The organism is Aliiglaciecola sp. M165 (assembly GCF_007197995.1).
Taxonomy (GTDB): domain Bacteria; phylum Pseudomonadota; class Gammaproteobacteria; order Enterobacterales; family Alteromonadaceae; genus Aliiglaciecola.
In genome coordinates this window covers 683,626-696,651 of record NZ_VKKH01000002.1, presented here as the reverse complement: position 1 = coordinate 696,651, position 13,026 = coordinate 683,626, and the positions used below count along the sequence as shown (strand labels likewise).

Genomic DNA, 13,026 nt, shown 5'->3' with positions numbered 1-13,026 from the left:
GTTGATTGGATTGCTATCCGTTGGTTTAATTGAGATAGATGTTATCAATTGCACAACTATTCCAACCACCATTTCCGCTTTGATTAACTCGATACCTAACTTCAAAAGAGGCATTTTGTGCTTTAGCAAATAAGAACACTGAAATTAACTGATCGGTTTTATCTGAGTCTACACTACCACCATTAGCTGCTGGCCAATCAGTAGCGGCATATCCACCAATATTGCACCCCTCAAGAGGACTGGAAAACGTAAGATAAGTTAGGTTTTTTCCCACGTACAATCTGCCAGCTTTTAAATTAGGTGTAACTTTTGTTGCTCCAAAATTCGCATGTGCAGTACTAGTAAATAGAAAAAAAGCTACTAATAGGATATCAAAATAACGTTTCATAATTATCTCCTTATGCAGGAAAGAATGCCCTTAAAAAACGGCACAAACTTGTTGTATACAGGTGCGACGCACGAGCACCAGCCAGTGAGTATGGGTTCAGATGAATGGACTGTTAGGTTTCTAACCTTAATCGGCCTATTGATCAAATGTAGGGTCGAGTGAATAGATGTAACAAACACCGCTTTCCATTTTTGTATACACAGTAACCTTGTGTTTACCAGCAAGCCACATTGCCAGTGCCATGGAAACCATAGGCGTATCATCTTTTTTTATCCTCATCCAACCAAACGGAACTCCCTGACAGTTATCAGGCACCCCATTATGAAGCATTATTGACAATGCTGAGCCTGATGTTGCGATGTTTTTTATATTGCCACTGAGATAATGCGAAGCTGCGAGGTTAGCCGTTGAATACAAACTGAATAAAACTAACAAAAAAACCTTTTTCATTTACTACTCCTTTATCTTGGATAACTATTTTAACTCAAATTAACCTTTTTGAAATCAGCCCCGCCCTAAAAAGTGGCAAATGCTTTTTGATATAAGGACTTTATTTGTATACAAACATTCTATTGATAGTGGGACTGCATGATTTCCCTTTCTCCCCATCAATGTTGATGTTCACCTCTTTGTCTGAAGCAAATGCCATAATTAACGAACTTACCATTGCATTATAATTGGGGTGATCTATGGAAATGAGAAACCTTGTTCCGGAGTCACAAGAGCTAAGCTCTGTGTTTTGATAGTCTTGCGTACTAAATGCGTACCCGCCGGTTGAAGGATATAACCATCTAATTTTCGTTTTACCGGACCATGGGTCGGCTGACGCCGGAAAGGCAATAATTACTCCTATCAAAGCCAATATTTTTTTCATCCATATTCTCCACTACAGTTTATGATTACTCAATGCCCCCAATGAAAAGCAAATACTTGCTGGCTATACTAGCTTGGAATTAGCCCAAGCCAGCGAGTATTTGTCCGGTTGATTGGTTTGTTATACATCATTTGCTAATAATTGCGTGAGGTTTGATGGCGTTTGTCCAAGTCGGCATTGTTTCGCAATTATAATCGTCATTTGTATATTGAATTGATAACTCAATATCTCTCGCCTTTGCCGCCAAAGCTGTAGACAACCAAATTTTACAGGTTTCTAGGGCAACTCCATTCCACTCCGAAGAAACATTGCATATATCCCTACCAACAGAGCTTCCACCCCACATGCCTTCTGAACGGATAGACACTCCACCTGAATGCCTTAAATGGATTTCGGTAATTTTTCCAGTACATCTAAACGCTGCGTCTGAGTATGCAGATACAGTAGTCAATAAAAAGACAGATAAATAAACAATGACTCTCATAATTTTCCTTTGATGTATAACAGTGTTTTACCTAGATTTCGCGGAATACCTGACCATCGTTAAACTTTAAACTCTCAATAGCTACCTACTATTCTAAATGGTAACAGCGACATATCGGAAACTTCTAGTCCTTTGTTTTGCTTCTATTTTGGGGTACGCGAGAAAAAGTGGTGAATTCGCATAAAGCATTCTAGACAATACTAACCATAATCAAAATTGCTTGGCTCCTTGAACAAGACTTTGTGGAAGTGCAAAATTACGAAAAACTCTCAGCCAGCCCAACGAAATTTGTACAGGATATAAAACTCGCACCATCTCCTGGTACTGAGGTATTCATTAATCAACAAATTTTTGCAGAATAACGTCGAGTACATAATCTTATTTGTAACGGTCTATTTATCCGTGACGCCTTGCTAGGGGTATGTTAACCAAAACTAACGAGGAGAGAACGCAGAAGACTTTGAAACCCTTATTCAATATTCTGAATTTGTTCCCGCATTTGCTCTATTAGCACTTTCAGCTCGACAGCAGATTGGGTGATGTCGGTGTGAATTGATTTTGAGCCGAGGGTGTTTGATTCGCGGTTGAATTCTTGCATCATGAAGTCGAGTCGGCGGCCGCAGGCGCCACCTTTTTTGAGGATGTTGCGGGTTTCGCCAATATGTGAATTGAGACGATCGAGTTCTTCGGCTACGTCGATTTTTTGCGCTAGCATGATCATTTCTTGTTCGAGGCGACCTTCGTCGAGTTCTATTTTAGCTTCTTCAAAGCGACTGGTGATCTTGTCTCTTTGCCAGATAACGATTTCAGGCATTCTGGTTGCAACAATTTTAACTTGTTCTTCGATGCCGTCTAGGCGCTGCTCAATCATGCCTCGCATGTTGGCGCCTTCATCGGCTCTTGCTTGGATAAAGTCTTCGAGACCTTCGTTTAGTGCTTGCATGATGTCCGTTTGAATGGCATCCATGTCTGCTTCTTCAGAGGCAATAACACCGGGCCAGCGCAGAATATCAACAGGATTAACACCGCTCGATTGACCGTGGGATTGGACCCAATCTGCGGCATTCATTAATTGTTTGGCAAGGGCTTCATTGAGGCTTAATTTGCCCACGGCACCATCGTTTGGGGTATAGCGCAATGAGCATTCAACTTTGCCTCGTTGAAGCTTTTTTCTGAAGCGGTCACGTAACATAGGCTCAAGAGAGCGAAACTGTTCAGGCAAACGAAAATAGGTCTCTAAAAAACGTTGATTGACGGAGCGAATTTCCCACACTGCGGTTCCCCATTGGGCGGTGATCTCTTTGCGGGCAAAAGCAGTCATGCTGTAAATCATGGAAAATCCTCAACAGTGTGAATAAACGTTTAAACAATTCGTTAGCTATATTACTCGTAAACGGGGTAAAAGCGCAGTGCTTTTGCGGAAAATCATCATGTAACCCTTGTTAACACTTGAACCCGTGCCAAGTTTTGTTACCATCAATCTGAAACACTTTGTTACATTTGGCAAAGTTGTTGAAGAATTTATGATTAAAAAATATAAGAACAATAAAAAATTTTCCAATTGAGCTCTCTCATTTGGATGCAGTATTAAAAGGATTTCTTTATGCAGTATATAAAACCTCTCGCTGCGCAGATTCTGTGCGTAACCTTTGTTTTATTTAGTTCGATATCGCAGGCCATGTCTCCTGCAGATTTTGCCAAAGATTATCAATATCATGACGCGCAAATCTCTCCAGATGGAAAACATATCGCATTAGTTATTAATGACGACGGAAAACGTAAACTGGCAGTTGTTAAATCGTCAGACTTTTCTTCAGTTGGCGGTGCAGATTTTGGTAAAAAACAAGAAGTCGGCGATTTCTTTTGGGTTAACAATGAGCGCTTAGTCATCGGCATTAATTATTATTTGCCATGGCAAGATCAGCCTGTGCCAACAGGTGAGCTTTTTGCTATTGACTACAACGGTAAAAGAGGTGAAATCATTTATGGTTTCCGAGCGGGTGAGCAAGGGCTTGGGAACAAAATGAATAAAAAGGAGAGCACTAGGGGATTTGCGGTCGTTGTAAATCGTTTAGATGATGAAGAAGACTATATTCAGATTGCTTCATTTCCTTGGTCAAGAGATGGTTCTCGTGTACCAACGTTGCACAAGCTAAATGTTAACAATGGCCGTTTAGGAGGGATCATTGCTGGTGGCCCGGCTGCGTTTACCGATTTTGTTACCGACAAACAAGGCAATGTAAAATTAGCTGTCGGTTTTGACAATCAAAATCAAAAACGTGCATTTCGATATTTAGAGGAAAAAAACGATTGGGCTGAAATACCTCGCGAAAATTTTGGTCGGGGATACAACCCGCTAGTTTTAGATGCAAAAGGGGAGTACCTGTATTTAATTGACGATAAGGATCATGACAAGGAAGGTCTTTATAAAATGCATCTCGAAAGTGGTGAAAAACAGCTTATTTACCGCGACGAAAAAGTCGATATCGCAAACGTTGAGTTTAGCTATGACGGAACGCAAATTTACGCTTTTCGGACTGATCCAGATTATCCAAACTACGTGGTATTCGACAAAAGTTCTGATGAAGCCAAGGTATATGAATTCTTAGTAAACAGCTTTAGAGGCTACCGCGTTACCATCACGAGTAGCAGTGCTGATGGAAATCTTTGGACGGTATACGCCCACAATGACAGATCTGCGGGTGGCTTTTATCTCTACGATAAAAAGGCCAATCAGTTTAAATTGTTATTCAGCAACTTTACTCATGTGCCGCAAAATAAGCTTTCTGAATCAATTCCGTTTGCTTTTAACGCCTCTGATGGGCAGGTAATCAATGGTTATGTAACGTATCCTGCAACCATAGATCCTTCAATCAATGTTCCACTTATTACCCTTGTTCACGGTGGACCTGCAGCGCGCGACTACTGGTCATTTAATCGTGAAGTTCAAATGTTGGCTGCACAAGGTTATGCAGTTGTTCGACTAAACTTCAGAGGCTCTACGGGATATGGTAATCAGCACTTGGATGGCTCTATTCAGCAATGGGGTGATCGTGTCCAAAAAGATATCATCGAGGGCACTAAATGGGTGATTCAGCAAGGCGGAATTGATCAAAACAAAGTATGTATTATGGGAGCTAGCTTTGGTGGCTATTCGGCAGCTATGTCTTCAGCCATGGCGCCAAACTTGTTTAAATGCGCCGTTGCAAATGCTGGGATCTATGATTTGGAAATGTTGTTCGAGGAAGGCGATATTCCAAGGATTTTCACCGGAATAGCATTTCTGGAAGACGAACTTGGCACCGATAAAGAAGTATTACGCTCACAATCTCCAGTTAATTTTATTGAGCAAGTTAAAGGACCATTTTTAATCGCTCATGGTGAACGAGACGAGCGTGCTCCATTTGTTCATGCAGAGAAACTAATGGAAGCGATGGATGCCAACGGCAAGCAATACGAAACTTTTATTCGTGGTTCTGAAGGTCATGGCTTTTATGATGAAAAAAATCGTACCGAGTATTTTGAAAAAGTCGCAGGATTTTTGGCGAAGCATCTAAAATAGGTCGAAACTATTTCTCAATGAAAAAGGGATGGCTTACGCCATCCTTTTTTATTTGCAGCTAAGCTGCAACATTCCCAATACTTAGGCTATAATCCTGCGCCATATCAATGAGGAGTGTCACCATGCGTCCAAGCGGAAGAACCGTTAGCCAAATTCGTCCTGTTACCATCACCCGTCAATTCACCTGCCATGCCGAGGGTTCGGTGTTAGTTGAGTTTGGCAACACCAAAGTAATTTGTAACGCCAGTGTTGAAGAGGGTGTTCCGCGTTTCATGAAAGGACAGGGCAAAGGTTGGATCACTGCTGAGTACAGCATGTTACCCCGTTCAACTCACACCCGTTCTGGTCGTGAAGCTGCTCGAGGTAAACAAGGTGGCCGTACGTTAGAAATCCAGCGCTTGATTGCTCGCTCATTGCGTGCAGCCGTAGACTTGCAATTGTTGGGCGAAAACACTATCACGGTAGACTGTGACGTCATCCAAGCCGACGGCGGTACACGCACCGCATCTATTACCGGCGCCTGCGTAGCCTTAGTCGATGCGCTGACTTACATGCGTAGCAAAGGTATTTTAAAAACCAATCCACTCAAGCATATGATTGCTGCGTTGTCTGTAGGGGTTTACAAAGGGAATGCGGTCGCTGACCTAGATTATCCTGAAGATTCTGAAGCTGAAACAGACATGAATGTGGTGATGACCGACACCGGTAAGCTTATCGAAGTGCAAGGCACCGCTGAGGGCGAACCCTTTAGCTTTGAAGAGATGAACGAAATGTTGGAGCTGGCTAAACACGGCTTACGAGAATTGTTCGACATTCAAAAAAGCGCACTTAATTAATTATCCTAGTCATCAATAGAGTTTAATCATGCAAGACTTTCAACGGGAATTTATCGAGTTTGCCTTAGCGCGAGACGTATTGCGTTTTGGACAATTTACCCTTAAATCTGGCCGCACCAGTCCTTACTTTTTTAATGCGGGGCTATTTAATACAGGTAATGATTTGGCAAAGCTGGGCCAATATTATGCCCAGGCACTTGTCTCTGCGGGCGTTGAGTTTGATGTGTTGTTTGGTCCTGCTTATAAAGGTATTCCCATTGCCACAACCACTGCTGTTGCCCTTGCCGATAAACACAACATTGACACGCCCTATTGCTTCAACCGCAAAGAAGCAAAAGATCATGGTGAAGGTGGCACCCTGGTTGGAAGTGAGCTGAGCGGTCGGATCATGCTGGTGGATGATGTGATCACCGCTGGCACGGCGATTCGCGAGTCAATGGCGCTTATCGACGCTCACGGAGCAAGCCTTGCAGGCGTATTGATTGCGTTGGATCGACAAGAAAAAGGTAAAGGCGAGTTGTCTGCGATTCAGGAAGTTGAGCGAGACTTCAATACAAAAGTTGTGTCGATTGTAAGCTTGGCAGACCTAGTCGAATACTTGCAAGACAAACCTGAGATGGCTGAGCATCTGGCCAACATCAAGCAATATCGTCAAGACTATGGCATCTGAGACAGATCATAACCTAGCGTTTCCTGATGCCGATGCACATCTTGATGCGTTGGGTATGCGCTGCCCGGAGCCAGTAATGATGGTGCGTCTGCAAATTCGCAATATGCTGGATGGACAGACTTTAAGTGTGATTGCTGATGATCACTCTACCACTCGTGATATCCCTAGCTTCTGTCGATTTATGGACCACACATTAGTAAGTGCTCACACTGACAAAAGCCCCTATCAATACCTCATCAAGAAAGGTCTCTAACATTCATTGTTGGGCTTGTCAGACAATATCGCCAAGGCCTTGTTTTACTGCTGTGCACACTATTATTGTGTGCATAATTGTGAAGGGTAACGGTTTGTACTAACATCAAATTAGCCGATTTTACTGGGCCGTAACTTGCTCGCATTTCTCTGTGTAACACGAGGTTCACGATGAAAGTTTCTGCTTTCCTAAGCGTTGTTTTATCCATTTGTTTGGTGTCATGCACACATGTTGGTACTAATGTATCAAACGACTCAGACAACAGTTCCTTTATTACCTATCCTCAATACACCGGAGAATACGAAGGCTTTACATTGGTCTTGGATGAACGCTTTGATCGTTTTAACAGCGCAATCTGGAAAAAAGGTGACGGTGCAGTTGGGGGCGAATCAATGTGCCGTTTTCAGGATCAAGGTGTACAAGTGGTGAACGGCTACTTGGAATTGGTGATCCGCAAAGAGCCTGTATCGGCAAGCTGGTCTGTCGACCACGATCAACAAAAAGGCCCTTATGATTATTCCTGTGGCGAACTGCACACCGTGCAATCCAAAAAAATGCGCTACGGTCGAATCGAAACCCGCATGAAAGCGCCGAATCGGCATCAAGCGTCTGGTTACATATCCTCATTATTTACCTACACAAACGACTTTGACCGCTTGGCTCCGAATGTCGGTGCCCAAGAGTGGGAAGAAATTGACGTTGAATTAGAAGGCGGTCGGCCTGACAAATTCCAAGCAAACTTAATCTACGGTAAAAATACCTGGGAGTGGTGGCGCACCAGGGATTATGGAGCTTGGGAGGATAAGATTGTAGTAGGTCCGGTTGACGAGTGGCGAGTGTTTGCTATCGAATGGGTGCCCGACGCAATCCGTTGGTATGTTGACGGAAAGTTAGTGAAAACCCTTTCTCAGAGTGATATTGATTGTCAGCCAGAATGTGTAGCACCACAAAAAAATCCCACGCCAATCCCTGATAATCCAACGACAATATTTATGAATTTTTGGATCCCGAACGATAGTATCCAAAACGAATTTGGTGGTAATAAACGCGATAACCAATACCCTATGAAAACCCAATATGACTGGATCCGTTATTATCAGTTAGATTCGCATCCAGTGGAAGGGTGGTAAAGGATTAGAGCGGATTGAGTAGAGAGATCCCAGCTAAGAGCACGCTGGGATGACGTATTAATTGACGCTTGGGATGACTCATTAATTTACGCTTGGGATTACGTATTACTTTATGTTTGAGGTGACGTACGTTTTAGGATTTGTCTGAGCGACAACTACTTTAACGTAATACGTCATCCCGCAGATGCTCTTTGTGCGGGATCTCTCAAATTAGATTCAAATGCCTTGCCTACGGCTTACGGAACTTGAAGGTCCAGCGGTCAGTGTTGCCTGACACAGACTTAGCGCCTACTTCGTATTCGAGTTCGTCGTCTTCGCGATAGTGGATGTCGCTGTAATCAACAAACTCAAAGCCCGCAGCGAGAATTTCTTTAATCGCTAATACAGGGTCGACACGGCGTCTATTCGATTCGTTCATTGGCTCCATGTGACGCGTTGTATGATCAACAACAGCATAGATACCGCCAGATTTAAGCGCATCAAATGCCGCTTTATTCATTGCTGCACGGCCTTGCGCGTTGAAGTTGTGATAGTTTCTAAAAGTCAGAACCATGTCTACGTTATCAACACCCAGTGAGTCGAGTTCCAAGGAGTAGAAGCGATCGCCGTCTTCACGCCATAGTTTGGCGTCTTCAGCAACGATTTTCATTTTCTCAAAGCCAGGCTTACCAACTAAACGGTCTTTAATTCTACCGGTTCCGATCGCTGCGAAATATTCGCCTTTTTCAGCCATAGCGGGAGCAAGAAGTTTGGTATACCATCCGCCACCAGGGATCAACTCGACGATCCGCATATCAGATTCCAAACCAAAAAATTCCAATGTCTCAACTGGGCGGCGATTGCGATCACGTTCTTTTTCGCGATCAGTACGAATATCGCTGTCCATGGCTGATTTGATATGGTCGGCAATGCTATGTCCATCGGCGAGTGATGAAGCGCTAAACGCAAGGCCTAGTGTTGCAAGCAATGCTACCGCAGAAGTTCGAAATTTCATTGTTATCTCCATGTTGTGGGTACAGTTTGTTGTTGATGGTTAAACGCAACTTATTGCTATCCAGATCATAGACCGAGTCTTTGTCTGTGTGATTTCAACCTTACGAAAGGTTCTGTATGGCTTTGTCGTTTTGTCACTATTTCACACTAACTGCTAGCGTATCGTTGTGAGACGCCAATAAGCTGCGTAAATATGGGCCAATATCAGCAACGCCTTTAAAGCCTACTTGTTTAGCGATTTTATCTTTTTCATCCACTGACAAGTCAGAGCCTTTGGCAAAACTGAGTAGGCTTTTGTGAAATCCTATCGTCATAACATCCCAATCTGTGCCTTGATCGCCTTTAAAAACAACGTTGACCACCTGCCCTGTCTGTTGCAAATATTCGTTTTCGATTGCACGTTGATGAAGTAATTTAATCTTGTGTCCAGCCAACGCACGGAACATTTCTACATGGTACAAATCGTTATTATGCACGCCTTGCTCGATAACTGGTTTGTCTGGACCATAAGCAAACCATTCTGAACGGTAACTGCTAAGTCGATCCAGGTGCTCTCGCCACGACTTGTCCTGTGTTTGGCGTTTGGGATTAGCTGGGTCAAACCAGGCGCTGTAGCTGCCCCAATGTTCGATGGTCATCAAATCCCAGTGATCGCCCTGACTGTGGCGAAGAATGTGATAATTTCCGCGCTTAGATTTGTTTTGCATGTCTGCCAACAACCGCGAAAATTCACCGGGTGCTGCGCGCAACAAAGTAACGCGATATAAATCATTAAACTCGTGACCCTCTTTGGCCAGTGCTGGTAATGTGCTAACCAGCATTAACATCGATAGTAAAAAAGTTATTAGCCGCATGAACCCTCGCTATTCCGGTTTATTTTTGAAGATAAACGTTGCCATCTTTCATCACAAAGTCGATATCTTGCATTTCGGTGATATCAGCAAGCGGATCGCCTTTCACGGCGACCAAATCGGCAAGCTTACCGGCTTCAACTGTGCCTAAACGGTCTAACTCGTTGAGCAATGCCGCACCGTGATATGTGGCACTGCGAATCGCCTCGATAGGTTTCATGCCCGCTTCTACCATGAGTACAAACTCCAGTCCGTTGTCACCGTGGGCGGATACACCTGAATCAGTGCCAAACGCAATTTTTACCCCTGCTTTGTATGCAGCAGCAAAGGTCTGTTTAATTTTGGGGCCAATTTCTGCTGCTTTAGGTCTGACAAGTGCTGGGAAGAAGCCATCAATTTTGGATTTTTCTGCTACCCAGTTACCGGCCATGATTGTAGGCACATAATAGGTGCCATGCTTTTTCATTAGCCGAAAGATTTCTTTGTCCATGTAGGTGCCATGTTCGATAGAGTCAACGCCTGCAACGATCGCTCTGCGCATACCTTCTTTGCCGTGGGCATGCACCGCTACGGTTAATCCATAATCTTTTGCTGTATCAACAACGGCTTGTAATTCATCTTCCATAAATTGTGGATTTTGACCACTTTTTGCCACGGAAAGCACCCCGCCCGTTGCGGTGATTTTTATCAAATCAGCGCCGTCTTTGTATCGCTGTCTTACCGCTTTTCTGGCTTCTGCAACACCATTTATGACGCCCTGCTTAGGGCCAGGATCAGTGGAGATGATTTTTGCCTGTCCATTTGTGGGGTCTGCATGACCTCCGGTTGTGGCAATGGATTTGGCAGCAGTAAACACTCTTGGGCCGGGAATGGCGCCTCTGTTAATGGCTTTTCTCAACGCAACAGTTTCGTTATAACCGTCACCAAGATTTCGTACTGTAGTAAAACCCGCTTCGAGTGTGGTTTTAGCATAACCAACGGCTTGAATGGTGAAATCCGCTTCGTTCAATACAAACCTTTCTAAATAGGTGCCGGGGCCACTGTGTTCAAAGGTCAAATGAGTGTGCATATCCATTAAGCCTGGCATTAATGTGTAGTCAGATAAATCAATTAAGGTGTCGTTTTCTGATGGTGCAATAAAACCCGATTTGATCTCTTTAATCATGTTGCCTTCAACAACAACAGTCATATTTTTCTGCACTTTATCTGAATCTGCGGCGATGAGTGAGCCAGCATGGATAAGGGTTGCAGCGTGCGTCGACATACTAAAAAGCGCTGCGGCTAGTACCGATACGAAAAGTGCAGGTTTGGTGTCGTGTGTGACATTAGGCAAGATGGTTATTGGCATGGTCTATGGGCTCTTGAATCAAAACAGGAAAGCTCCACATTAGGCGATCTTCTAACCTAGGTCAAAGAATGCGGAGAAATCTATTTGGCTGTCCGCGTCAATCAATGCTGTCGTTTGAGATGGCTCTTGAGGACTTAAAAGCTGCCTAGCGAAAAGTGGTAATCTCCACTTTTGATTAACAGGCTAGGTTTGCCGTCTTCAAGAGATTCGGTGGCAATTTCGATAAGTTGATAGTAGACATTTTGGTGTAAGCGAGCCCAAAGGTTTCTTCTTACTTTGACATAAGGTAGCCATGCTTGGGTCTTAGCGTCTTGCTTGAGTTCAACCGGGTGCTTTGCGCCAACGATAAACGTATCTTCGGTGAGCGTTGTAAATACTAGTTTACCTTCGTTTAGCTCCCATTGGGTGACAATAAAGGGGACATCTTCAACCTGTATTCCAACTTTCTCAACAGGGGTAACTAAAAAGTAGTCATCGCCATCTTTTCGCAGTACCGACGAAAACAGTTTTACCAGGGCTTTACGGCCTATCGGTGTGCCCATGTAGTACCAGCTTCCATCGTGTTTAATTTGCAGATCTATGTCACCACAAAAATCAGGGTTCCACTTGTCAACGGGTGGAACCTTGTTTTGTTGTGCTTGAAGCTGTTGCTGTAGAGACGCTAAATCCAAAATTAGCTCCTGGCTAGCCTACTGCAGAGATTCTTTCAGCTCACGCAGCTTGGCTTTAATGCGTCGCATGTTTTCCGGTCCCGTTCGCAACAATTGTTTTTGCGGAGCTGTCAGGTTCTCTAACCTTTCATCCTTAAATTTATACATGACGCTTTCGGTGTACACCTCTATAGGCACAGGCACTTCTGGGGTATCTAAAACATGATTAATGGCGTCAATCAGAACGTATTTGAAATTATCATCAGGATCGCCAATCTCAGCGTAAATGTCTTGCAATGCGGGGCTATAGGTTTCGTATAGCGACAGCATTGCCTCGTTGTCCATTGAATCTAGCATGTCCACATATGGCGTATATCGCTTGAAGCTTGCTGCATCAATGTATTCATTACCTGATTGTTGGTACACACGAAAGTCTTGATCAGGGGTTTGCACAATTTGGAAGTTGGGAGCGCTGGCTTGGCGAGCAGTATTTTCGGTGAAAACAACAAACCGACGAAGTAAGTCATCGTTCACCAACAAGCTCGCTGCGGCTTCGTAAGCAGCTATTTCAATCAACGAAGATTTTACCGTTGCATCACTAGTATCCAAAGGTTCTGGCACCGGCTCGGGATCTGGAAGCGAAATTTGTGATGGCTCCGTCTGTTCGAGAGTATCGTCAATGGTCGCGTATTCCTGCTCGTCTAATGCTGGATCGGGTTGTTGAATTTCAGGCTCTGGGATGGGGTCTTCAACAACAGGCACAGCAACGGGCACAGGTTGTGGTTCTTCCTCTGATGAAAAAAAGAAAAACACCGCCACTAACACGATAACAACCACCGCAATCAATGCTATGTGCGGTACCAGTGATTTGGTTTGAGCTTCTTCAGTCATACAAACTCCTGTTTATCCAAGCTTTTCAAAGGTTAAGACAACCCTAAAACCAGTTTGTTGAATATTTTTTCTCACTATTCATTATTGGGAGCGATG

The 13,026-nt window shown here is 43.8% G+C and carries 14 protein-coding genes; 5 read left to right on the top strand and 9 right to left on the bottom strand.

Annotation, left to right across the window (positions count from 1 at the left end; translation table 11 throughout):
• Positions 1–25: 25 nt before the first annotated feature.
• The 4 genes from FM019_RS05350 to FM019_RS05335 form a co-directional block, all read right to left on the bottom strand.
• On the bottom strand, positions 26–388 hold the full coding sequence (locus FM019_RS05350) for a hypothetical protein (protein WP_143834851.1): 363 nt from the start codon (positions 386–388) through the stop codon (positions 26–28).
• A 135-nt stretch (positions 389–523) separates the two neighbouring features.
• Complete coding sequence (locus FM019_RS05345) at positions 524–838, bottom strand: hypothetical protein (RefSeq protein WP_143834850.1); 315 nt, start codon at positions 836–838, stop codon at positions 524–526.
• A 551-nt stretch (positions 839–1,389) separates the two neighbouring features.
• Positions 1,390–1,746: a hypothetical protein gene (locus tag FM019_RS05340; protein ID WP_143834849.1), complete on the bottom strand. Its 357-nt coding sequence runs from the start codon at positions 1,744–1,746 to the stop codon at positions 1,390–1,392.
• A 469-nt stretch (positions 1,747–2,215) separates the two neighbouring features.
• Complete coding sequence (locus FM019_RS05335) at positions 2,216–3,079, bottom strand: YicC/YloC family endoribonuclease (protein WP_143834848.1); 864 nt, start codon at positions 3,077–3,079, stop codon at positions 2,216–2,218.
• 270 nt (positions 3,080–3,349) lie between these two features.
• Between FM019_RS05335 and FM019_RS05330 the strand changes: the two genes are divergently transcribed.
• The 5 genes from FM019_RS05330 to FM019_RS05310 all read left to right on the top strand — a co-directional run bounded on the left by FM019_RS05330 (position 3,350) and on the right by FM019_RS05310 (position 8,197).
• Complete coding sequence (locus FM019_RS05330) at positions 3,350–5,308, top strand: alpha/beta hydrolase family protein (protein ID WP_143834847.1); 1,959 nt, start codon at positions 3,350–3,352, stop codon at positions 5,306–5,308.
• A 122-nt stretch (positions 5,309–5,430) separates the two neighbouring features.
• A complete protein-coding gene (gene rph / locus FM019_RS05325; RefSeq protein WP_143834846.1) occupies positions 5,431–6,144 on the top strand; it encodes a ribonuclease PH in 714 nt (237 codons plus the stop codon).
• A 28-nt stretch (positions 6,145–6,172) separates the two neighbouring features.
• Complete coding sequence (gene pyrE / locus FM019_RS05320) at positions 6,173–6,814, top strand: orotate phosphoribosyltransferase (RefSeq protein ID WP_143834845.1); 642 nt, start codon at positions 6,173–6,175, stop codon at positions 6,812–6,814.
• On the top strand, positions 6,804–7,067 hold the full coding sequence (gene tusA / locus FM019_RS05315) for a sulfurtransferase TusA (protein ID WP_143834844.1): 264 nt from the start codon (positions 6,804–6,806) through the stop codon (positions 7,065–7,067). The genes pyrE and tusA overlap by 11 nt, the downstream gene beginning before the upstream one ends.
• 170 nt (positions 7,068–7,237) lie before the next feature.
• Positions 7,238–8,197, top strand: a complete 960-nt coding sequence (locus tag FM019_RS05310; protein WP_143834843.1) for a family 16 glycosylhydrolase — start codon at positions 7,238–7,240, stop codon at positions 8,195–8,197.
• Between the two features lie 229 nt (positions 8,198–8,426).
• Here FM019_RS05310 and FM019_RS05305 read toward each other — a convergent pair whose 3' ends face one another.
• The 5 genes from FM019_RS05305 to FM019_RS05285 all read right to left on the bottom strand — a co-directional run bounded on the left by FM019_RS05305 (position 8,427) and on the right by FM019_RS05285 (position 12,930).
• Positions 8,427–9,191 carry a class I SAM-dependent methyltransferase gene (locus tag FM019_RS05305; protein WP_143834842.1) on the bottom strand — a complete coding sequence of 255 codons (765 nt, stop codon included), beginning with the start codon at positions 9,189–9,191 and terminating at the stop codon, positions 8,427–8,429.
• A 136-nt stretch (positions 9,192–9,327) separates the two neighbouring features.
• Entirely contained in the window at positions 9,328–10,044 is a 717-nt protein-coding gene (locus FM019_RS05300; RefSeq protein ID WP_143834841.1) for a hypothetical protein, read from the bottom strand.
• A gap of 19 nt (positions 10,045–10,063) precedes the next feature.
• The gene (locus FM019_RS05295) at positions 10,064–11,305 is read right to left on the bottom strand and encodes an amidohydrolase family protein (protein ID WP_143834965.1); all 1,242 of its coding nucleotides are present in this window, start codon (positions 11,303–11,305) and stop codon (positions 10,064–10,066) included.
• 218 nt (positions 11,306–11,523) lie between these two features.
• Positions 11,524–12,060, bottom strand: a complete 537-nt coding sequence (locus FM019_RS05290; RefSeq protein ID WP_143834840.1) for a DUF1285 domain-containing protein — start codon at positions 12,058–12,060, stop codon at positions 11,524–11,526.
• Positions 12,061–12,078: 18 nt separating this feature from the next.
• Positions 12,079–12,930: a DUF3014 domain-containing protein gene (locus FM019_RS05285; protein ID WP_143834839.1), complete on the bottom strand. Its 852-nt coding sequence runs from the start codon at positions 12,928–12,930 to the stop codon at positions 12,079–12,081.
• Positions 12,931–13,026 lie beyond the last annotated feature (96 nt).